Here is a 21,836-nt window from a genome sequence, read left to right as displayed (position 1 = left end):
ATGAAAAAATCCCGTCCCTGCATGGGACGGGAAGCCTTTCCCGCGGTACCACCCATCTTGGCTGGAATGCTCCAGCCCACTTTCCCAACAGCCCAGCCGGGCGATTGGTAACCCGCTAACGCCGGGTGTGCGGTCCGAACTACTCACCCTGATGGGTTCAGGGATTTCCCCCGGACGGCTCGGGAGGGAACTTCGATCGGGCTTCTTCCGAGCGGGGTTCCAGCCTGTGCCCCTGCCTCTCTGGCGGCGCCTGCCCGCCTACTTTCCTCCGTCTCAGCCTTTGGGTTGAGGTGTCAAATTGTTGAAGTTTATTATCTGCGAAAGCGGGGGAATGTCAAGGGGAATGGGTGAGGGTAAAAAAAAAGCATCCTTGCAGAGGGTTCATAAGCAACTGAGGCAGATCTGTTGCCCTGGGGCTTTCTCTGTGCGAAAATAGAGGTTGAGGGTAAGGGGAAATCCTGAACTTACTTACCTTGTGTTTTGTAAGTATTTGATGTATCATCATGGTAATACCCCGTGTTAGCGTTCAATTCGTCCCTTCGTTTTTCAAAAGGAGTATCGTATGCTGGATATTGAAGCCATCCTCTCCCAAATGACGCTGGAGGAAAAAGCCGCGTTCTGCACCGGCGCTACCCCCTGGAGCACGCTGGCGATTGAGCGCCTGGGCGTCCCTTCCATTGTCATGACCGACGGTCCTCACGGCGTCCGCCGCGCTTCGGACCCTAATACCCTGACCGCCAAGAGTTTGCCTGCCACCTGTTTTCCCACCGCTTCCTGTTCGGCTTCCACGTGGAATCCGACATTGCTTCAGCGTATGGGCGAAGCCATGGCAGAAGAAGCTATTGCCTTGAAGGTGGATATTCTGCTCGGTCCGGGTGTGAACATGAAGCGTTCTCCGCTGGGCGGGCGCAACTTCGAGTATTTCTCGGAAGATCCCTACCTGGCAGGCGAAATGGCGGTTGCTCTGATTAACGGCATTCAGAGTAAGGGCGTGGGCACTTCCATCAAGCACTACGCCGCTAACAATCAGGAATTTGAGCGCTTCACCATCAGCGCCGAGGTGGACGAGCGCACCCTGCGCGAAATTTACCTGCCTGCCTTCGAGGCGGCGGTTAAGCGCGCCAAGCCCTGGACGGTGATGTGCGCCTACAACAAGGTGAACGGAACCTTTGCTTCCGAACATCACCAACTGCTCACCGAAATCCTCAAAGAAGAATGGGGTTTCGAGGGTGTGGTGGTTTCGGATTGGGGCGCCGTGCGCGATCGCGTCAAATCGCTGGTGGGTGGCGTGGATCTGGAAATGCCCGGTCCAAAGCACGCTCATGTGCGCGCGGTAGTGGAAGCGGTGAAATCCGGGCAACTCTCCGAAGAAGTCCTTAATGAGTCGGTGCGCCGCATGCTCAGGCTGGTGGACAAAGCCATGCGCACTCCCAAGGGTGGGGCTTTTGATGTGGACGCGCATCACGCTCTGGCGCGTCAGATTGCCGCCGAAGGCATGGTGCTGTTGAAGAATAATGGCATTCTGCCGCTGAAAGACATCCGAAAAGCCGCGGTCATCGGGCGTTCTGCCCGCGAACCCTACTTCCAGGGCGGCGGCAGTTCCAACATCAATCCTACACGTGTGGATGTGCCGCTGGATGAACTCCAGAAGCAGGGCGAGGGCATTCAATGGACATACGCTGAAGGCTATGCCGCTGATGAAAGCCTGCACCCCGAAATGATTGACGAAGCCGTGGATATCGCCCGCGATGCCGAGGTTGCCCTCATCTTTGTTGCTTTGCCGCCCTCGAAAGAGTCGGAAGGCTACGACCGCCAGGACCTGGATCTCTCCCGCCAGCAGGTGGCGCTCATTCAAGCCGTTGCCAAAGTCCAGCCCAATACGGTGGTGATTCTGAACAACGGCGCGCCCATCGTGATGAGCGAGTGGATTGACGGCGTTGCCGCAGTGCTGGAGGCGTGGATGATGGGACAGGCTGGCGCAGGCGCGATTGCCGACATCCTCTTCGGGAAGGTCAATCCCTCTGGCAAACTGGCAGAGACCTTCCCCCTGCGTCTGGCGGATACTCCCGCTTACCTCAACTGGCCCGGTGAGGCGGGCAAGGTGCGCTACGGAGAGGGCTTGTACATTGGCTACCGCTACTACGATGCCCGGGAAGATGCCGTACTCTTCCCCTTTGGATTTGGGCTTTCGTACACCACCTTTGAGTACAGCAATCCGCGCGTCTCGGCTCAATCTTTCCGCGATGTGGACGGCGTGACCGTGTACGTGGATGTGACCAACACCGGCAAGGTGGCGGGCAAGGAAACCGTGCAGGTGTACGTCCATGACCGCCAGGCTTCGCTCTCCCGCCCGGTGAAAGAACTGAAAGGGTTTGCCAAGGTGGAACTCCAGCCCGGCGAAACCAAAACGGTTGCCATCCCGCTGGACTTCCGCGCCTTTGCTTTCTACCACCCCGAATATCACCAGTGGGTGACCGAGAGCGGCGAGTTCGATATCCTCATTGGCGCTTCTTCTGCGGATATCCGTCATACCCTGACGGTGACGCTGGAATCAACGCTGGAACTGCCCTGCATTCTGGATATGGAATCCACCGTGCGGGAATGGCTGGCAGATCCGCGCGGCAAGGCGGTCTTCGGACCCATGTTTGACCAGATGCGCACCCAGATGGCGCGCATGATGGGCGGTGATGAAGCCTCGAATGAAATGATTGGCATGGACATGATGGGCTTCATGATGGACATGCCGGTGGTCAGCGTGTTGGGCTTCCAGGAAGCCAACCTGCCCGCGCCTGCCGAGGTGGTGGTTGCCGATTTGCTCGCCAAGGTGCACGGCAAAGCCTAGTCCCTCAGGGATGAGAATCATAAGAGCCTCCCATAAACACGGGAGGCTCTTTTTTGTTATTCCAGGACAGGCTTCAGGTCGGCGAGATGCACACCGTTCAGGTCGGGCAGGACCATGTCGGCATGACCAACCCGCTCCCGCGGTCCCAGTCCCAGGGTGCGCATGCCGGCGGCGTGCCCGGCATCGATTCCTGCGGCGGCATCCTCCACCACCAGGCATTCCTGCGGGACAACCCCCAGACGCTCCGCCGCCAGCAGGAACAAGTCCGGGGCCGGTTTACTGCGTGCGGGGGCGTTGCCGTCCACCACCGCATCTATCCAATGGGCGAGGTTCAACCGCTCCAGCACCAGCGGGGTGTTCTTGCTGGACGAAACGATGGCGGTTTTATAGCCGTTGGCGCGCAATTCCTGGAGCAGATTCAGTGCGCCCGGTAACAGGTTTTCCGGGGTCATCTGGGAGATATACTCCACATAATAGCGGTTCTTGCGTTCCATCCATGCCTGCATGTCTTCTTCTGTGGCGGGACGTCCCTTGAGTAGAAGCAGTAACGATTCACGGCGGGAAACGCCGCGCAGGGCTTCGTTGTCCTGCCGGTCAAAGGGAATGCCCAGTTCGTCCGCCAGGCGCTTCCAGGCAAGGAAGTGGTACTCGGAGGTGTCGGTCAGTACGCCGTCCAGATCGAACAATACCGCGCGAATCATGCTTCCTCCGAGGAAAACGGACCTTTGTTGGGCAGGTCAATGACGTAGGATTTGCCGCGATAAGTAAAGCGAAAGACCAGCCGTTTCCAGTGATGGGGCAGGTGCGGGGTGACCGTCCATTTGCCGTTGTGGAACTGCAATCCGCCAAAGCCAAAGACCACCGCCTGCCACACTCCGCCCGCAGATGCGCCGTGGATGCCGTCTCCGGCGTTGCCGCGCACATCCCGCAGGTCGGCGCGCGCTGCGCGGATGAAGTGCTCGTAAGCGTCTTCCTGTTTGCCTACCCGGCACGCCATGATGGCTTGAATGGAGGGTCCCAGCGAAGAGCCGTAGGTGTGATCGGTGCGCGGGGTGTAGTAGTCGTAATTGACCTGCAGGGATTTTTTATCGAACAGTTCGGGCAGGAGGTAAGCCAGCATGAGTACATCGGGTTGTTTAAGCACCTGCGTCTCATTGGTGCCTTCGATGCCAAAAATCACCTGCACCGATTCGGTGCGCGGTTCCATGGCTTGCAGGTTCACATCGCGGCGCTGGAAGTAGCCCTTGAACTGCTCCACCAAGCCGGTTTGCGGGTCAACGGCGTAATCAATGCGCCGGGCGACTTCCTGCCAGCGGTGCAATTCCTCATCCGTCAGTCCCAGGTTCTTCGTATAGGCTTCTGCCGCCTGCGGGTGATTTTGTCTCAGGTAATCCATCAGCCACACGGCTTTTTCCAGCGTCCAGCGGGCAAAGGCGTTGGTGAAGGCGTTGTTGTCCACATGGTCGTGGTATTCATCGGGACCGATGACGTCGTTAAACTCATACTTGCCGGTGGTTTCGTTCCATTCGGCACGGCTTGCCCAGAAGCGGGCAACCTCGAAGAAAATCTGCGCGCCGCGCTCCAGCAGGAAAGGCTCATCGCCGGTGGCTTTCCAGTACTGCCAGATGCCGAAACATACCATGGATGAGATATGAATCTCGATGTCGCCCGTCCAAATGCGGATGACCTTGGTGCGGTCGGCATAGTGTGGCACCCAGGTGGGGGTTACTTCCTCACCGGTAGCGGCGCTTTCCCAGGGGAATTGCGCTCCCTGATAGCCGCCATCGCGGGCTTTCTTGCGCGCGCCTTCCAGGTTATGGTAGCGGTAGGAAAGCAAGTTGCGGGCAATCTGCGGGCGGGTGTAGGTGAAGAATGGCAGCATGAAAATTTCTGTATCCCAGAAGACATGCCCGCGGTAGCCGTAACCGCTCAGCGTCTTGGCGCCAATAGAAACGCGCTCATCGTGGCGCGGTGCCGCCGCCAGCAGTTGGAAGAGGCTGAAACGCACGGCAATTTGGGCTTCGTCATCGCCTTCGATTTCCACGTCGCAGGCTTGCCAGTCCTCTTCCCAGGCGCGGGCATGGGGTTCCCATAAAGCGTCCCATGCCGGCACGGGCAAACCGAGCAATTTTTCCTGTGCCGCCTGATAGGGATTCTTCACATCCCGCGAGGTGAAGTACACGGCGGTTTTCTCTACCGTCAGGGTTTTGCCCTGTTCAAGGGTAGTCTTCACTACCTGAGTGGGATGGTTGTGCACATCCCAGGCGGTTTTTTCTGCGAGCACGCCCGATGCCAGTGACAGGCGCGATGCCGCACCCAACTCAATCTTTGTGGCTTGGGTGCGCACATGCAGAGCGCACATCTCCGGTGTGGCTTCCTGCGCCAGCCATTCCCAGTGTTTGTAATTCAGGTTGTCCACATCGCCGTTCCAGCCCGCGCGCACTTCCAGCGTTCCGCTGTAATCTTCGGGGGTGATATGGACGCGCAGAACCATCACATGTTCATCGGCAAGTGAGGCAAAGCGCTCAAATTCCAGCCGGGTGATTCTTCCCTGTGGACTGCGCCAGCGCACGGTGCGATTCACCCGCCCGGTGCGCAAATCCAGCGTGCGCCGGTAGTGGAGAATTTCCCCACGGTCCATACGGAAAAACTCTCCATTCAGAAAGAGGTGCAATTCCAGCCAGTCCGGGGCGTTAACCAGTTCGGTAAAGGAAATGGGGATGTCATCGAACACACCGTGCAGGAAGGTAGTGCGGCGCTCGCCGGGGTAGCCTTCTTCAAACGCACCGCGACTTTCCAGATAACCATTCCCGGAGGTAAAAATCGTCTCACTGTGATGCTGTGCTTTGGGATTAAAGGTTTCTTCGGTGACTGTCCACAGAGCAGAAGTCATACGGGTTCCTTTCTATGGGTAAAGATAGGGGTGATCTTGATCCAGAGGTGTTTCTTCCCCGGTACTGGAGGCGCGAATGATCAGTTCGGGCTCGATTAACTCGCAGTAGGGGGAGGAAATTTCCGGATGGTCTAACAAGGCAATCAAGCGGTTGACCAGGCGCTCGCCAACTTCCCAGATGGGTTGGCGAACCGAGGTGAGGGGAGGAAGGGTGTAACGCGCGATCGGGGTGTCGTCGAAGCCGGTGACGGCAATGTCGCTGCCTACCCGGTAACCCAGTTGCTGAGCCGCGCGCACCGCTCCCAGTGCCATGGCGTCGTTGAAGGCAACGATGGCGGTTGGGCGCATGGCTTCGGGTAATTTCAACAGGCGCAGGGTGGCTTGATAGCCGAAAGAAGGCACGCCTTCGCCGCGTTCCATCCACTCCGGCACGGGCGGAATATCGGCCTCAATCAAGCCCTGCAGGAATCCGGAAATGCGGTTGGCACCCACCCGCGACTCGGGAGGCCAGGTGAGCGCAGCAATGCGCCGGTGTCCGCGCTCGACCAGATGACGCACCACCTTCAGCATGCCCATCCCGCCGTCAATATCAATGCTGGGGAACTGATATTCCGGGTTGGAGCGCCCAAACGCCACAAAGGGGAAGCGCCGTTCCATCAGGTAGAGAATGCGCGGATCTTCGTACTCCACGCTGGAGAGGATGAAACCATCCACCCGCCCGGAGTCGATTAATTCCCGGTAGGCTTCGCGCTGGCGGTTAGGGTCGGGCAGATTGGGAAAACATAACAGGTAATACCCTTGTTGTTCCGCCGCCTGCACCATGGATTGGAGCAGTTCGTCCAGAATGGGGTTTGCCTGCCCGGTTGCCGTGGGCGCCCAGCAGTAGGCGATGGTATGACTGCGCCGCGAACGCAAACTGCGCGCGGTGTGGTTGGGGGTGTAATTTAAGGCGCGGACGGCTTCCCAAATGCGGGCTTCGGTCACTTCGGGTAACTGAACCTGCCCGTTTAGCACTTTGGACACTGTCTGGTAACTGACTCCGGCCAGCCGGGCAACTTCTTTCAGGGTGGCACGTTTTTGGGGATTCATCGCCATTTGCTCCCTTCTGCATAACGTTCGTGCGAACGTTCGCATTAAGTATAGTGCGATTGAGACGGGATTGTCAAGAAAAAACCAGCCTCTTTTTGGAAAAATTCGCCGGCTTTTTTCTTAAAAAATCGGCGATTCCGTTTTCCTTCCAGTGAAAATCGTGCTTTAATGAGAACGTTATCGTTCACTGTTTCTTTTTTTGAATTTGCAGTCGGAGGTAAATCATGGCTTTCTTCGACCTTCCCATTGAGGAACTCCAAACCTATCTCCCTTCCCGGGGAGAACCGGAAGATTTCGATGCCTTCTGGCAGGCAACCCTCAGCGAAGCTCGTCAGTACCCGCTGAACGCCCGTTTTGAGCGGGTTGAAGTGGGGCTGAAAACGCTGGAGGCTTTTGATGTTTCCTTTTCTGGGTATGGCGGGCAGACCATCAAGGGCTGGTTGCTGTTGCCCGTAAACCGGCAGGGCAAACTGCCCTGCGTGGTGGAGTATATTGGCTATGGGGGTGGACGCGGCTCGCCTCTTAACTGGTTGCTCTGGCCCTCTTGCGGTTACGCCACGCTGGTGATGGATACCCGTGGGCAGGGCAGTTCCTGGCAACCCGGCGATACCCCCGACCCTGAACCGGAGGGCGCCAATCCGCACTACCCCGGCTTCATGACCCGGGGCATCTTAAGTCCGTATACCTATTACTACCGACGGGTCTTCACCGATGCGGTGCGCGCGGTAGAAACAGCCCAAGCCCATCCCGCGGTGGATGCAGAGAGAATCGCCATTACGGGTGGTAGTCAGGGCGGGGGCATCACCCTGGCGGTTGCCGGGCTATGCCCGCAGGTTCGCGTGGCAATGCCCGATGTGCCATTCCTTTGCCATTTCCGCCGCGCTACCCAACTGGTGGATACCCATCCCTACGCGGAGATTGCCAGTTACTGCAAAACGCACCGCGATAAGGTGGAGCGGGTGTTCCAAACCCTGTCCTATTTTGATGGCATGAATTTCGCCGCCCGCGCCAGAGCCGCAGCGCTCTTTTCGGTCGGGTTGATGGATACCATTTGCCCGCCTTCAACAGTGTATGCCGCGTACAATCATTATGCCGGGTTTAAGCAAATGCGGGTGTACGAGTTCAACAATCACGAAGGCGGTGGCACTTATCAAAGCGAAGCCAAGTTAGCCTTTTTGCATGAACATTTACCTCTTGAGTAATTTCGGGGATTGCTGAGAGTTTTCGTCTGTATTTTTCTGAGGTTCTTAGTGACTTTGCGGAAAACATCAGGTTCATTTTCTTTTTCGGAGGGTGAATTATGGCTTACTTTCTGGGGATTGATGTCTCTACTACCGGCGTAAAAGCCCTGCTGATGGATGAACAGGGGCAGGTGGTTGGCACGGCAAATACCGAGCAACCGCTCTATACACCTTATCCTCTGTGGAGCGAACAAAATCCACAGGACTGGTGGAACGGGGCGGTTAACAGCATCCGGACAGTGTTGAGCCAGAGCGGTGTGGACGGCAGTCAGGTGCTGGGGGTTGGGCTGACCGGGCAGATGCACGGTCTGACTCTGCTGGACGAAGAAGGCAATGTTCTGCGCCCGGCTATCTTATGGAATGACCAGCGCACCGCTCAGCAGTGTGATGAGATTCGTGCGCGCCTGGGCAAGTCGCGTCTGATTCAAATCACCGGCAATGATGCCCTCACCGGCTTCACCGCGCCGAAAATCCTCTGGGTGCGGGAACATGAGCCGGAGGTCTATGCTCGTGTACGCCACATTCTTCTGCCCAAGGATTACGTGCGCTACCGCCTGACCGGTGAGTTTGCGGTGGATTGCGCCGATGGGGCGGGAACGATTTTGTTCGACCTGCGTCAGCGCACCTGGTCGGATGAGGTATTGAAAGCCATGGACATTCCGCTGGAGTGGCTGCCCAAAACCTACGAGGGCCCTGAAATTACCGGGCGTATCACCCCTGAGGCAGCCCAAGCCACCGGCCTGAAACAAGGAACGCCGGTCATGGCGGGCGGCGGCGATCAGGCAGCACAAGCCGTCGGTGTGGGTGCAGTTCAGCCGGGGATTGTGGCGCTCACGCTGGGGACTTCCGGCGTGGTCTTTGCCACGACCGGCGAGCCGTTCATCGAGCCGGAAGGACGCTTACATGCTTTCTGTCATTCAGTGCCAGGACGCTGGCATCTAATGGGGGTAATGCTCTCGGCGGCGGGCAGTCTGCGCTGGTATCGCGACGCGCTTGCGCCGGGCGTCTCGTATGACGACCTGCTGGCGCCAGCCGCCGATGTCCCCATGGGAAGCGAAGGTTTGCTCTTCCTGCCTTACCTCACTGGCGAACGTACACCGCACCCCGACCCGCTTGCGCGCGGTGCTTTTGTCGGTTTGACGGTGCGCCACACTCGTGCCCACATGACCCGCGCGGTGCTGGAAGGGGTAGCCTTTGGCTTGCGGGATGGCTTTGAACTGATGAAATCTGCTGGCTTGACGCATATTGAACAGGTGCGTGTGTCCGGCGGTGGGGCTCGCAGTCCCTTATGGCGGCAAATTCTAGCCGATGTATTCGATGCCGAATTGGTTACCGTCAATACCACCGAAGGCGCGGCTTACGGCGCGGCACTTCTCGCTGGCGTGGGGGCAGGCATCTGGAAAACGGTGGATGAAGCCTGCTCTGCCGCCATTCGGATTACCGGTTCTACCGCACCCCGTCCTGAGGGAGTATCTTTTTACCAGAAAGCCTATCAGGGCTATCGGCAGTTGTATCCGGCTTTGCGAGACCTTTCCCATGCTCTCAGTGAATGGTAGGTGTTCCACCGGGTCTTTTCGCCCTGCTGAAAAGCAGGGCTTTTTTATGAGATGAACGCTCTCATCTTTCTTTTGTCGAAGAAAGGTTGTGTTATCATCTTACATAACCATGACGAAGGAAAACGAAGAAATCCTGTCTCTGTCCCGAGAAGTGGGCGATCTTTTGCGTCAGCATGGCTGGTACCTGGTCACCGCAGAGTCCTGTACCGGTGGGTTGGTAGGCAATTGGATTACGGATATCCCGGGTTCGTCGGATTACTATCTGGGAGGCGTGATTGCCTATGCCAACGAGGTCAAGCAAGCCCTGCTGGGCGTATCAGCGTCTTCGCTGGCACAATTCGGCGCGGTCAGCCCGGAAGTTGCCCGCGAAATGGCTTCAGGTATTCGCCATTTGTTCTCGCAAAAGTTTCCCATAGAAAAACTGGTAGGTATTGGGGTGACCGGCGTTGCAGGTCCCGGGGGTGGTACACCTCAAAAACCTGTTGGGTTGGTCTGGATTGCTGTGGAGGCACCGCAAGTCCAACGCGTAGAGCGCTTTCTCTGGCAGGGAGATCGTCGTCAAAACAAAGCCTTTTCGGCATATAGAGCATTGAGCCTGTTAAAAGAAGAATTACTGGCTTGGGAGGAATCTACTCATGGAAAACGGTGAGAGAAAACGGGTACTAATTTTGACGGCGGATGCCGGTTTTGGGCATCGCAGTGCAGCATTGGCAATAGAGGCGGCATTACAGCAAAAATACGGAAACCTGGTTGAGACTCGCGTGGTCAATCCGCTGGATGACCGGCGCACGCCGTTCTTCCTGCGCGACTCTCAGGCAGATTACGACCGTCTGGTGCGGCGGGTGCCGGAACTCTATAAACTGGGCTACGATGCCAGCGATACCATTATTACCAGCGCGATTGTGGAAAGCGCGATTACCGTTTTGCTGTATGAGGTGATGCTGGATTTAGTGCGGGATGCCAAACCTGACGTCATTGTCACCACGTATCCCATGTACCTGAGTCCACTGGAAGCCATTTTCATCATGTATGGGCGCGATATCCCTCTGGTGACCGTGGTGACTGATCTGGCAACCGTGCACCGGATGTGGTTCAGCAAAGCCGTGGATGCCTGCCTGGTGCCAAACGAAATTGTGCGCGATCTGGCCATTAACTACGGTTTAAGCCCTGAGCAGGTGTATATCACCGGCATTCCGGTCAACCCAGCCCTGAATCGCAAAGAGGGAAAGGATAAGATCTCTCTACGACGTGCGCTGGGCTGGCGGGAGGACCTTACCACCGTTCTGGCTGTGGGCAGTCGGCGTGTGGACCGCTTACTGGATACGCTGAACGTGCTCAACCATTTTGGCGCGCCCTTGCAGTTAGCCGTAGTGGCGGGCAAGGACGAGAATCTGTACCGCCAGCTGCAGGAAGTTGAGTGGCACGTGCCGGTGCATCTGTACGAATTTGTAACCAACATGCCCGATATGCTTCTGGCGGCGGATTGTGTCATCTCCAAAGCGGGGGGCTTGATTGTCACCGAATCGCTGGCGGCGGGATGCCCAATGATGCTCATTGATGTCATCCCCGGGCAGGAAACCGGTAACGCCGAACTGGTCGTCAGTGGTGGTGCTGGTGATTTAGCCCGCAGTGACCGCGAAGTGCTGGAAGTCATGGCACACTGGATGATGGACAATCAACGCTTGCTGAAAGAACGGGCAAAGAATGCGGCGGCCATGGGACGTCCGCAGGCGGCATTTGAGGTGGCGGAACTGGCATACCAGTTTGCTTTGCGAGGTCCGGCGCGACACCGACATCTCTTTACCCGCCGCACGCTGATTGACCTGTTCAACCGTAACCAGGTGCGCTGGAGTCGCACGGAAGATTTAAGTACACTTTCGCGCTCTGAAGATCAAACCTCGTAAAAATTATGGTATAATATCGCCCGCCACACAAAAAAGGCAAGTCTGGAGAGGTAGCGTAGTCTGGCCTAACGCGCGCGCCTGGAGAGCGCGTGTACCGCAAGGTACCGTGGGTTCGAATCCCACCCTCTCCGCCTTTTTGTTTTAAGGGGTTTGAAGGTTTTGGAGGGTATTCTGAAGATGAAAACGGTCTTAATTACAGGTGCAACAGATGGGATTGGAAAGCAGACAGCCTTGCAACTGGCTCGTCATGGCTGGCGGGTGCTTTTACATGGACGAAATTCTCAACGGGGCGAGGAGGTTGTTGGGGAAATCCTGGATGAGATGCCCCATGCTCAGGTGGAGTATCTCAATGCGGATTTAAGTTCTCTCAACGAAGTGCGCCAACTGGCGCGGACTGTGCTTGCCCTTACCCCACGGCTGGATGCTCTTGTGAATAACGCGGGGGGCTTCTTTCCTCAGCGTCAACTCAGCCGGGACGGCTTGGAGATGAACTTTGCCGTCAATCACCTGGCGCATTTTTTGCTGACCAACCTGCTTCTCGGACTTTTACAGTCCAGTGCGCCTGCACGGGTGGTCACAGTCAGTTCGGTGATTCACCGGAATGCCCGCCTGAATTTCGAAGACCTGCAACTTGAGCAAAGTTATAACGGTACGCGAGCGTATGCTACTTCAAAGTTAATGAATGTGCTCTTTGCCGCTGAACTGGCGCGCCGTATGGAGGGTAAAGGCGTTACCTCCAACAGTTTACACCCCGGGGTGGTGGCGACCAAAATGCTCCAGAGTGCTTTCCCGTCTATGCAGGGGGGCTCTCCTGTTGATGGGGCAGCCACCAGCGTTTATCTGGTGACCTCACCGGACGTGGAAGGTGTAACCGGCAAATACTTTGAGAATAAGCAAATCGCTCCTCACCATCCTCTGGCGGATGATCCCGAGGCATGTGCTCGCTTGTGGGAAATCAGCGCGCGTCTGGCTGGTGTGGGTTAGGCTTCGCCGCGCATTTCGCGGGCGAAGCGCTCAAAAAATTCCCGCAAGTAGGTATCGCGTTCCTCCGCCAGTTGACGTGCGCTGGTGGTAAACAAGCGATCCTTGATTTTTCTCAATTTAAAGAGATATTCATGGTACGCGCTGTGGGGTTCGCCCGGTTCGAGGATGCCCTGCTCCAGAAATTGACGTGAGGGTTCGGCATAAAAAGGTTGCCTGTTGAGCGCGGCATAAGCAATGACCCGTGCCACTCCCACAGCACCCAGTACGTCCAGTTTATCGGCGTCAAAGAGGATTTTGGCTTCGATGGTTTCAGGCACTTCTCCTGTGCCGCGGTAGCGGTGGGTGCGGATACAGTGCTGGACGGCAGCAATGCGTTCATCGTCCCAACCCTCCAAACGCAGGATTGTTGCGGCGAACTCTGCCGAAGCAAGATGATGTGCCTTGCGGGCTTGCTCGCCCGGTGCACTGCCTATGGCGTCGTGCAGAAGCACTGCCGCATGCAGGATTTCCATATCTGCGCCTTCGATTTTGCCTAAATGTTGGGCGGTTTGATATACCCGTAAAATGTGATCAAAATCGTGGACACTGTCGGCACTGGAATACCAGCCGCGTGCCTGTTCGATGGTAGGCATAAAATGTTCTCCTTGAGAAAGGCAGGGTAGAATAACACCTCAGGATATCACACAATCCATAAAATGTGCGGTTTGAGTTCTGCCGGGTTCAGAGGACGCGGTTCATTTTCTTCCAGCGTCCACATTTGGTCCAGGGCAATCCCATGGTAAACCCTGAACAGGGCAAGTTCATCAGGATTTTCGGTTTGAATCAGATAAATATCGCCAATCTGCTCCCGCAGTTCCCCTCGCAGAGAGAGCGGATATGGGCTTTCCAGAGGAATGCTGGAGGCTGGCATGAACAGAAAACTGCGCAGGTTTTGCACCGGAGAGATGGTGCGCAAAAGTGGTTCGCTCTTTTGTGCCATTCGCTGGGCAACCTGATCGGCGCGGGATGAAATGTAACTGAGGAAACTCAGGACGGTGTTCCCGGGTTGTTCTCGGAGCAACCAGGTTGCAAAGGTCTCGCCCAGCATGCGGTTGAGATGGCTGGCAAGGGCTTGGGGCGGCAGATGGGGATCGCTCAAATCCACTTCCTCTGTCTCGCTCTCCGATGAGCGTTCAATGGGATAGGGGATGGAAAATTCGCCGTTGTCCAGTTCGGCGCGCAGGACCCCAGAATGCAGAAAATGCTCGATCAGTGCAGGAAATTCCTCTAAGAACGCCTGTTTGACGGTTTGCACACGATGGCGTTCGAAGTGTTCGTCTATCACCAGTTCCTGAGAAGGGATGCGTTTTTCCTTTTCCAATTCCCGCTTCAGCCCGCTCAATTCCATACGGGCAATGTTGAAAACACTGTCGGGGTGGAAAATCAGCGCCTGGAGCAGGTTCTGGTAAAAACCGTTCAACTTTTCCAGCAATTCTCTCATTTTTTCGGCAATCTCCAGGATGGTTTTCACCACCACCTCACGCTGATGGTAGAACACCTGGCGTTGCTTGAGTTCCAGGAACTGTCGTTCGGCATCCTGCACGTGCCCGGGAATCAACCTGCCGGTAAACGAGCGCCGGCGTGCCTCCCATTGTTGCTGGGCTTCGCGAATTTGTTCGCGCAGGGTTTCGTTTTCGGCATTTTCCCCCTGTTTCTCCCAAAGATTCAAAATCTCTTTTAAATCAGCCGTATAGCGCCGGGAGGCTTCCAGCAGGCGTTCCAGATACTGCCCCGGAGTGCCCATTTTGGGGTCTGGAGTGGTCAATCTCTCAAGGAGGGTGCGCAGGAAAATATTCCAGTGTGCTTCCCGGAAAGGTTGGAGGCTTTCGGGCATCTCCGTCCCGGAAGGCAGCGCGTGTTCTGCTCCTTCTGCCTGGTACAGAATCATCTTCCAGGCGGTCAGTCCGCGAGTGTTCAGGCGTTCGTGTTGTGCCCCCTGTTGATGCGCAGGAACTTCAGCTGCCTGTACAATATCCTGCAAAATTCCTGAACGGTGAACGTCTTTCAACCATTCATTCAATTTCCCGTAGGGTGAGTCCGGACGCAGGGCGAGAGGTTCCACCAGGTGAGTTGGCACGCCGCTGAGGGGATCAGTTTCTACCGGAAAGAAGGTTTGCAGTACCTCGAGGATCAACTGATAACGGGCTTGATTGAGCAGATACTGACTGGGATGGATGACCGAGTAAACCCCTGCAGTATCGAAACAGGCATTCCCTTGAATGGGCGAGTACTGGGCGGCTTCCTCCAGAACAGCGCTGACCTGCGCATCCAATTGATAATAGATCACATCGGCGGTAGCCGGGATAGCGTGCGTGTCGCCGGGAATCTCGCGGGCATTGCAATCCAGAATCTGGAGGGTGTCGAAAGGACGTTGGTGGAGAGCAGGAGGCAGACCCTCTACCGGAGAAGATGGATACAGGGGATAGGGTTGTTTCCACGGACGTTCCCGTTGAAAGGCTTCCAGTTCCTTCAGCACCACAAAATGGCGTAAGCGGTGTTCGCGGGTGACCGGGATACTGGCTTGTAATGTTTCAGGGGTCAGGAATACGCCAATGACGCGCGGTTTCATCTCCGCGGCGAGGTGGCGGGCAAGGTGTGCTATATCCACTGCCCAGGCGCTTCCGGTCAAACCGAACGTACTGGCAACCAGAAAAATATCCAGACGGTTGATGTCGAACTGCCTGAGGACTTCAATGGCTTCACCAAGGGAACGCAATACCTGCGAAGATTCACCCTGCCGCAAATCTTCTACCAGGAGGGTTCTTACAGAACTGCGAGTTTGCTGGGCTTGTGCGGATTCTCCTCGGCTGGCGTTGAGGTGTGTCAGAAAGGCGTGAGTTTGTGGCAGCCTGCCGGTGGTGCCGGTGGGTTGATGGCGATCGAAGGCAAGGAACTGCACACGCGACTCAAAAGGAGAGGACGTCAAAGCCAGTTTCTGGCGCAGACGGGCTACGACTTTCGCTCCGCTTCCCCCTAAACCAATCACCAGTGCCCCACGCTTCATAAAACAACCTTTCCACGCTTGATGACATGTTCAACCAGATTGACGCCAAAACGATATCCAAGGTGGCGGTAATCTTCCACCGAAAGGATGAGAATATCCGCTTGCTTACCCACTTCCAGAGAGCCGATGCGCTTTTCCTGTCGAATTGCCGCTGCCGCATTGATGGTTGCCGCGGCAATGGCTTGCGCCGGGGTGAGTTTCAGGTAGCGGCATGCCAGCGCAATCACAAACTGCATGTTGCCGCACCATGCCGTTCCGGGGTTGAAGTCGCTGGCAAGGGCAAGGATGCCGTTGGCGTCCAGAATGGCTCTGGCGGGGGTGTATTCAGCCTCTGCCAGCCCAAAAGGTGTGCAGGGCAAACTCACCGCGACCGTCTGGCTGTTGCCCAGCAGGGCAATTTCTTCCGGCGAGGTCTTGACCAGATGATCTACGCTGATCGCGCCCAGTTCCAGCGCCATACGTACCCCGCCCAGATTCTCAAATTCATCGGCATGGATTTTGAGGGGGAAACCCAATTCCCTTGCCGTCTCCAGGATGCGGCGGGATTGGGGCAGGGTGAACGCGCCGCGCTCGCAGAACACATCCACAAACGGCAAGGGGCGCGCATCGGCGTTGCGAATCCACCAGCGGCGCAGTTCCGGGAGCATCACCTCGCAAATTTGTTCCACGTACTGGCTGGGAAAATCGTGGTACTCTTCGGGGATGGCATGCGCCGCCAGAAAGGTAGGATGAATTTCGAGTATACCTTGTGAATCCAGACGGAGCAGGGCTTCCATCTGGCGCAGTTCCGACTGCCACTCCAGTCCATAACCGCTTTTGGCTTCCAGGGTGGTGGTGCCGTGTTTCAGCATAATCTTTGCCCGCTCAGCGGCTTGCTGAACCAGTTCATCCACACTGGCAGCGCGGGTGGCGCGTACGGTGGAGAGGATGCCGCCGCCGGCTTGCAGGATTTCCAGATAGGTTTTGCCCTGCAGGCGCATCTCAAACTCGGCGGCGCGGTCTCCGGCAAAAACCAGATGCGTATGCGGATCCACAAACCCCGGCATGACCACTTTGCCCTGCGCATCCAGGCGGGGTTCGGCGGGGTATTTCGCCAGCAAATCGGCGGTTTTTCCCACATCCACAATTTGTTCACTCCGAATGAGCAGGGCGCCATCTTCGATGATGCCGAGGTTTCCCAGCGCTTTTCCGCGTTGCACTCCCCCGGCAAGCGTGAGTAATTGACCGGCTGAATGAATGAGCATGTTAAGATTATAGACCGAAACTTGAAGAGAAAAAAACAATCCCCCCGGAAGTTTTCCGAGGGGATCGAGTAAAGGACAGGTGAAGGATTACTTCACGATGGCGGGCATATAGGTGAAGTGGTCAAACACTTTCACCACCTCAGCCCGTTTGATCGTAGCATCCTCGGCGTTGTGATGATAGAGCAGAAGCAGGTTGCCTGCATCGCGCCCGGCAGTGTAGTGCACCTGAACGGGGATATCATCGCCGGGGTACCAGACCGGTAAACCGGTATAACCGCCGGTGGTATCCAGGGCTGGATGTGCGGCATCGTAGGTCATCACTGCGCTCTGATCCACCGCATTTTCGGCTTCGCGGGCAAAGGTCGCCACGTAGAAGTTGAATGAACTGTCGGTGTTGGTCAGGAAGTCTGCGGTGTAAACCGGCAGGACGACTACACTATTGTTAAAGGCTACGGTGTCGATAGACGCTGGGCTGTAGAGGTTGACGTAAGACTCTACGAGCATAGTGCCGCCAGCGAGATCATACAACACGGTGACAAAGGTATCGGTAGGATTACTGCCGCCACTCGCCCGCCCGTAGTTCCAGGTAAAGAGCACATAATCATCTGTGCCATCCTGGTTCACGTCAATGTAGACGTCAAACTCCACTTCGTTGAGCGTGGACCATTGTCCGTGGGTGGCAATGGCGAAGTACAGAGTGGCATCCGGGTCTTCCACGCCGGTTGTCGGGTAGAGGTGGGCGTCGGTCATGACGCCAACGTACTTCAGGTCGGCGGCGTCAAGGACGGCTTCCAGTGCGGCGTTGCCGGTGTTCAAATTCTCATTGGGGCTGGTGCCCAGCAGTTCAAAGGCAGTGGTGAGGGAAATTTCACCCACCGGCGGAGCCGCAATGGTGCTGGTATCCACCGGGTTGCCAGCCAGGCTTACCAGGGCGGCGCCGGTGCTATCCACAGTCACGCTGGTCGAAGCCGCGTGCAGGGTAGAGGCGGGACGCGGAGCGGCGTAGTAGGGCAGGCGCAGAGCGGTGCCGCTGGCAGGGGTCAGCACGATCAAGCCGCTGGCTTCTGCCATCCAGAAACGTGCAATGGTTTGGGACGCCGCCATCGTCGCATCACGCGGATGGGTCATCCCGGCGGGATCGGCGGTCATCTTCAGTTTGAATTCCACACTCCCGCCCGCAGGCACGGTCAGGCTGGTTAGCGGCGCATCACTGCTATCCAGCAGTTCAAAGGTCACACCTGGCACCTGAGTGCGCTGGACGATGGACGGAGTGTAAGTCATGGCGGTTCCGCCCTTATTGACCACCCGCACTGTCTTCGTCCATGAAGTCAGGGCAGTCACCTGCGGCGCGCCAAAGGACACGCTCACCGCGCCGGCATCCTGCGCGTTGTACAGGATGACTTCGTTGGTCAGCGCGGCAGGGACATTCACCCGGCCGGCACCTACCCGCTGTGGGGCATATTTGGTTGTTCCGGGGGTGATGTCGTACGTAGCGGTGTTCATCACATTGGCTTTGAGTTCTTCCACCGTCCAGGTGGGCTTCCACTGGCGCATCAACGCCATCACGCCGGTCATGTGCGGCGCCGCCATCGAAGTACCGCTCATGCTGGTGCCATATTTTCCGGTTCTCACAGCAACCGAGTAGATGGTGTCGCCGGGAGCGGCAATATCCGGTTTCAGGAAGGAATCTACCCGGCGAGGACCGCGGCTGGTGAAGGAAGAAGGCTGATCAATGAGGGAAGCGGTTGGTCCGGGATCAGTGCGCAGGCTGTAGCGCCACTGCGCCGAAAGGGTGACATTAACCGTTTCGCTTCCAAGTGCGGTGACCAGAGCGTTGCCGGTACCAAGATCAGTCATAACCGAAGGAATGGTAATGGTAGGATCGCTTCCCCCCATCACAAAAGGCGCACCGGCGACGTTGTTAAACACAATCACGGCTACAGCACCGGCATTTTGAGCATTTTTCACCTTGGTAACAAAGGTGCATCCTCCACGGCTGATTAATGCGACTTTACCCGTGAAAGTTCCAGACGCGAAAGCGGTACAACCTTGTGGATTCGTGGAATCGTATCCCAGATCAGCGGTGATGTCGCCCGTCACCGCCAGGTCGGCACCGAAAGCCGCTTCTACGGCGGGTTTCAGTCCAGCCTGCGAACCGCCGTTAACGCTGAACTGACTGGTGGTATTAATGTTCCCGGCATCCTGCGAGGAAGCCACGCTGATGGCGCGGGTTGCCACACCCGGCGCGCCGGTGATGTAATGGGTATCACTGCTGTTGCCCGCCGAAGCCACCACAATCACGCCCACCAGGGCGGCGTTATTCGAAGCAATAGCAGAGGTGTCAAACTCCGAGCCATAGGACGAGCCCAGCGACATGTTGATCACGTCCAGGCGGTCATCAAATTTGCCGTCCTTGTTCGGGTCGGTTGCCCATTCAATCGCGGCATCGGTCAGGTTGGTGGAGCCACTGCAGCCGAAAACCCGTAAGGCATACAGTTTCGCCAGCGGGGCTACGCCTGGACCAATATCCATAGCGGAAGTAAAGGGGGTGGTGGTGCTGTACCCGCCGATGTAGGTGGTACCGTCTGTGTTGGTACCATAGCCTGCCACAGTACCGGCTACATGTGAACCGTGTCCGTTGCAGTCCATGGGGTCGGGGTCGGGTTGAGGTACACTGGCGGAGTCGTTAGCATCGTAGGCATCGCCGGCGAAGTCCCAACCGCCTACCACCTTAGCGCTGGGATAACCATCGGCAAAGCCGGGTTCATCCACGGTGAAGTCATTGGTGTCGTAACCCGTGCCGGAACCGCCAAAGTCAGTATGCAGATAGTCAATCCCGGTGTCGATGATACCAACTTTCACACCTTCACCGCGCACAAGATAGGACTGCCAGACCTGCGGTGCGCCAATCAAGGGCACGCTGTAGTTATTGTCCAGTTCTTTGGGGACAAGGGGCAGGACGGCTTTCACGCCGGGCATGCGGGCAATTTCGCGAATCTTCTTGGCATCCACCTTCATATAGATACCGTTGAAGACGCGCTGGGTTTGGAAGAGGACTTTTTGTCCAATCCCGGCTTTATCCATTTGCGCCAGCAGGTTTCTCTGCGCGGCTTCCAGCGCCTTTAAGCGGTTTGCCGCCAGTTCATTGGCGCTTTCCAGACTCATGGTTTCACGGGCTTTGGCAAAGGTCACCGCGGTGGGCTCTTCTTCCAGTTCTACAACCACATCCACGATGCCGCTCTTCTGACTCAGCCGTTCTACCGCATCGCTGGAAACTTCACCAGAAAGGCGCTCAGGCTTAAACTGCGAGCGATCCACTGGACCGCTGGATTGCGCAACCACCGGTGTGGGGGTATTCCAGCCGAACACCAGGGCTACGACCATGACGATGGAAAGGATATTCCAAAGCAATCTTTGGGGTTTCATACGTGAGTGTCTCCTCATTTAGCGAAAAAATCTGTTGAGATGGATGAGATCAAGATAGGTGAAACACGCTTCGAAGAGAGTTCCGCCCATTCACCTCCTTTCTGGACACCACAAAACAAGAAGAGGAGCACTCTTCTTGCTCTGCTGGTGAAAACGTATGGAGAATAAAAACTTTTCTGCCGGGAAGGTTTCCCTTTGACCTTGCAGAATCGAAAGGCTGTCTGTATTCATCCTAGCAAGAAATAAGATTCAAGTCAAGTTCCCTGAGGGATTAATTTTTCATCACCCAGGGATATACCAGTCCTTACGGGATAGGGGTAGTTTGCTCTCACCTTCTTGAGCAGGTTTGACCAGCAAACTCTGATACACGTTTAAACGTCCGCTGGCAAAGCCATGCGCCGAACCGGACATATAAATGCGCCACACGCGGTAAGTGGATTCTTCAACAAATTGTAATGCCTGGGTATGATGCGCTTCCAGGTTGGCTACCCAACGCCTCAAGGTCAGCGCGTAATGTTCCCGCAGACTTTCCACATCGCGGACTTCAAACCCGCTCTCTTCTGCGGCTCTCAAGGTGGTGGAAATTGGCACCAGTTCGCCGTCCGGGAATACATAAGCATTGGAGAAGGATTGCGGATCCCAGCCTTTTTCAGCGGCGCGCCGGGCAATTCCGTGATTGAGGAAGACCCCGCCGGGCTTGAGCAGGCGATATGCCCGCTCAAAGTACACGGGGAGTAATTTCTCGCCCACATGCTCAAACATCCCCACGCTGACCAGGGCGTCATATTGTTCCCACTCTTCTACTTCCCGGTAATCCTGCACGCGCACTCGGGCGTGTGCCTGCAACCCCGCTTCGGCGATGCGCTGTTGGGCAAGGCTGGCTTGCGGCTCGCTGAGGGTGATGCCGGTAACATCCACACCATATCTTTCAGCCGCATAGATGACCAATCCTCCCCAACCGCATCCTAAATCCAGCAGTTTTTGTCCCGGTTTCAGGCGCAGTTTACGGCAGATATAATCCAGTTTGCGTTCCTGAGCCGTATCCAGGTCTTCATCGGGAGATTCAAAATAAGCGCAGGAATACACCATGCGCTTGCCCAAAAACAGGCTGTAAAAGTCATTGGAAACATCGTAGTGATACCGCACTGCCTGGCGGTCGCGTTCAATGGAGTGGGTTTTGCCGGAAAGACGCGCCGCTCCGCGTTTGCTAATGCGTGGATTTTGCTGATTGGGCAGGCGCATCAGTTCTCTAGCAATGTCCAGTTTCTTCTTCCACCCATTCGTTCGCTCTGCCAGTGCCTCTCCTAAGGGAAACACGGCTTCGATATTGCCTTCGATGTCAAAGTCGTTATAAAGATAGGCCTCCACCAGCCCTACTTCTGTACCCGGCAACAGCATGGCGCGCAGTGCACCAGGGTGGTTCAGGACAATAGTGGTAGAGGCGGGTACATTGTCTTTAGGATAGCGCGTATCATCCCATAATCGAAATCCTACACCATTCAACAGGTTGGAGGGAAACAAACGCTCCAAAAGCGATAAGGTAAGTTCCCGAGCATTAGTCTTTTCCTGAACAGTTGAAAATACCATCGCACACCTCCTGAATAGAATCAACCC

14 protein-coding genes and 1 tRNA gene are annotated in these 21,836 nt (G+C 56.4%); 7 read left to right on the top strand and 8 right to left on the bottom strand.

The window, feature by feature from the left end:
- The first annotated feature begins 562 nt into the window (after positions 1 to 562).
- Positions 563 to 2,842, top strand: coding sequence for a glycoside hydrolase family 3 C-terminal domain-containing protein (locus ANT_RS12440; RefSeq protein WP_013560877.1), 2,280 nt, complete (start codon positions 563 to 565; stop codon positions 2,840 to 2,842).
- Positions 2,843 to 2,898: 56 nt separating this feature from the next.
- On the opposite strand, the gene pgmB is transcribed toward ANT_RS12440, so the two are convergent.
- The 3 genes from pgmB to ANT_RS12425 are packed head-to-tail and all read right to left on the bottom strand — an operon-like array spanning position 2,899 to position 6,830.
- Positions 2,899 to 3,543 carry a beta-phosphoglucomutase gene (gene pgmB / locus ANT_RS17730; RefSeq protein ID WP_013560876.1) on the bottom strand — a complete coding sequence of 215 codons (645 nt, stop codon included), beginning with the start codon at positions 3,541 to 3,543 and terminating at the stop codon, positions 2,899 to 2,901.
- Complete coding sequence (locus ANT_RS12430; RefSeq protein WP_013560875.1) at positions 3,540 to 5,735, bottom strand: glycoside hydrolase family 65 protein; 2,196 nt, start codon at positions 5,733 to 5,735, stop codon at positions 3,540 to 3,542. The genes pgmB and ANT_RS12430 overlap by 4 nt, the downstream gene beginning before the upstream one ends.
- 12 nt (positions 5,736 to 5,747) lie before the next feature.
- Positions 5,748 to 6,830 carry a LacI family DNA-binding transcriptional regulator gene (locus ANT_RS12425; protein ID WP_013560874.1) on the bottom strand — a complete coding sequence of 361 codons (1,083 nt, stop codon included), beginning with the start codon at positions 6,828 to 6,830 and terminating at the stop codon, positions 5,748 to 5,750.
- A 218-nt stretch (positions 6,831 to 7,048) separates the two neighbouring features.
- Here ANT_RS12425 and ANT_RS12420 point away from each other — a divergent pair, with 218 nt between their 5' ends.
- From ANT_RS12420 to ANT_RS12395, 6 genes are all read left to right on the top strand, one after another.
- Entirely contained in the window at positions 7,049 to 8,026 is a 978-nt protein-coding gene (locus ANT_RS12420; protein ID WP_013560873.1) for an acetylxylan esterase, read from the top strand.
- Between the two features lie 98 nt (positions 8,027 to 8,124).
- Positions 8,125 to 9,621 (top strand): xylulokinase, encoded by a 1,497-nt coding sequence (xylB, locus tag ANT_RS12415; protein WP_013560872.1) that lies wholly within the window; start codon positions 8,125 to 8,127, stop codon positions 9,619 to 9,621.
- A gap of 109 nt (positions 9,622 to 9,730) precedes the next feature.
- Entirely contained in the window at positions 9,731 to 10,270 is a 540-nt protein-coding gene (locus ANT_RS12410) for a CinA family protein (RefSeq protein ID WP_013560871.1), read from the top strand.
- Complete coding sequence (locus ANT_RS12405) at positions 10,257 to 11,525, top strand: MGDG synthase family glycosyltransferase (RefSeq protein WP_013560870.1); 1,269 nt, start codon at positions 10,257 to 10,259, stop codon at positions 11,523 to 11,525. Before ANT_RS12410 ends, ANT_RS12405 begins: the two co-directional genes overlap by 14 nt.
- 44 nt (positions 11,526 to 11,569) lie before the next feature.
- A tRNA-Ser gene (locus tag ANT_RS12400) sits at positions 11,570 to 11,656 on the top strand.
- A gap of 46 nt (positions 11,657 to 11,702) precedes the next feature.
- A complete protein-coding gene (locus ANT_RS12395; protein WP_013560869.1) occupies positions 11,703 to 12,509 on the top strand; it encodes an SDR family oxidoreductase in 807 nt (268 codons plus the stop codon).
- On the opposite strand, the gene ANT_RS12390 is transcribed toward ANT_RS12395, so the two are convergent.
- From ANT_RS12390 to ANT_RS12370, 5 genes are all read right to left on the bottom strand, one after another.
- Positions 12,506 to 13,141 carry an HD domain-containing protein gene (locus tag ANT_RS12390; protein WP_013560868.1) on the bottom strand — a complete coding sequence of 212 codons (636 nt, stop codon included), beginning with the start codon at positions 13,139 to 13,141 and terminating at the stop codon, positions 12,506 to 12,508. The two genes, ANT_RS12395 and ANT_RS12390, sit on opposite strands and share 4 nt — an antisense overlap.
- Before the next feature lie 47 nt (positions 13,142 to 13,188).
- On the bottom strand, positions 13,189 to 15,552 hold the full coding sequence (locus ANT_RS12385) for a tubulin-like doman-containing protein (protein WP_013560867.1): 2,364 nt from the start codon (positions 15,550 to 15,552) through the stop codon (positions 13,189 to 13,191).
- Entirely contained in the window at positions 15,549 to 16,796 is a 1,248-nt protein-coding gene (gene hutI, locus ANT_RS12380) for an imidazolonepropionase (RefSeq protein ID WP_013560866.1), read from the bottom strand. Before hutI ends, ANT_RS12385 begins: the two co-directional genes overlap by 4 nt.
- 87 nt (positions 16,797 to 16,883) lie before the next feature.
- Positions 16,884 to 20,222, bottom strand: a complete 3,339-nt coding sequence (locus ANT_RS12375; RefSeq protein ID WP_041455030.1) for a S8 family serine peptidase — start codon at positions 20,220 to 20,222, stop codon at positions 16,884 to 16,886.
- Between the two features lie 282 nt (positions 20,223 to 20,504).
- The gene (locus ANT_RS12370) at positions 20,505 to 21,809 is read right to left on the bottom strand and encodes an SAM-dependent methyltransferase (RefSeq protein ID WP_013560864.1); all 1,305 of its coding nucleotides are present in this window, start codon (positions 21,807 to 21,809) and stop codon (positions 20,505 to 20,507) included.
- Between the last annotated feature and the right edge of the window lie 27 nt (positions 21,810 to 21,836).

The organism is Anaerolinea thermophila UNI-1 (assembly GCF_000199675.1).
Classification (GTDB): Bacteria; Chloroflexota; Anaerolineae; order Anaerolineales; family Anaerolineaceae; genus Anaerolinea; species Anaerolinea thermophila.
The sequence above is the reverse complement of the archived record's forward strand: the minus strand, read 5'-3'. Positions and strand labels throughout refer to the sequence as shown.

Excerpts from the sequence above, each read along its gene's own strand:
- ANT_RS12375 (WP_041455030.1), bottom strand. The coding sequence starts at position 20,222 with ATGAAACCCCAAAGATTGCTTTGGAATATCCTTTCCATCGTCATGGTC.
- ANT_RS12395 (WP_013560869.1), top strand. The coding sequence starts at position 11,703 with ATGAAAACGGTCTTAATTACAGGTGCAACAGATGGGATTGGAAAGCAG.
- ANT_RS12390 (WP_013560868.1), bottom strand. The coding sequence starts at position 13,141 with ATGCCTACCATCGAACAGGCACGCGGCTGGTATTCCAGTGCCGACAGT.
- ANT_RS12440 (WP_013560877.1), top strand. The coding sequence starts at position 563 with ATGCTGGATATTGAAGCCATCCTCTCCCAAATGACGCTGGAGGAAAAA.
- pgmB (WP_013560876.1), bottom strand. The coding sequence starts at position 3,543 with ATGATTCGCGCGGTATTGTTCGATCTGGACGGCGTACTGACCGACACC.
- ANT_RS12420 (WP_013560873.1), top strand. The coding sequence starts at position 7,049 with ATGGCTTTCTTCGACCTTCCCATTGAGGAACTCCAAACCTATCTCCCT.
- ANT_RS12430 (WP_013560875.1), bottom strand. The coding sequence starts at position 5,735 with ATGACTTCTGCTCTGTGGACAGTCACCGAAGAAACCTTTAATCCCAAA.
- hutI (WP_013560866.1), bottom strand. The coding sequence starts at position 16,796 with ATGCTCATTCATTCAGCCGGTCAATTACTCACGCTTGCCGGGGGAGTG.
- ANT_RS12425 (WP_013560874.1), bottom strand. The coding sequence starts at position 6,830 with ATGGCGATGAATCCCCAAAAACGTGCCACCCTGAAAGAAGTTGCCCGG.
- ANT_RS12405 (WP_013560870.1), top strand. The coding sequence starts at position 10,257 with ATGGAAAACGGTGAGAGAAAACGGGTACTAATTTTGACGGCGGATGCC.
- ANT_RS12410 (WP_013560871.1), top strand. The coding sequence starts at position 9,731 with ATGACGAAGGAAAACGAAGAAATCCTGTCTCTGTCCCGAGAAGTGGGC.
- ANT_RS12370 (WP_013560864.1), bottom strand. The coding sequence starts at position 21,809 with ATGGTATTTTCAACTGTTCAGGAAAAGACTAATGCTCGGGAACTTACC.
- ANT_RS12385 (WP_013560867.1), bottom strand. The coding sequence starts at position 15,552 with ATGAAGCGTGGGGCACTGGTGATTGGTTTAGGGGGAAGCGGAGCGAAA.
- xylB (WP_013560872.1), top strand. The coding sequence starts at position 8,125 with ATGGCTTACTTTCTGGGGATTGATGTCTCTACTACCGGCGTAAAAGCC.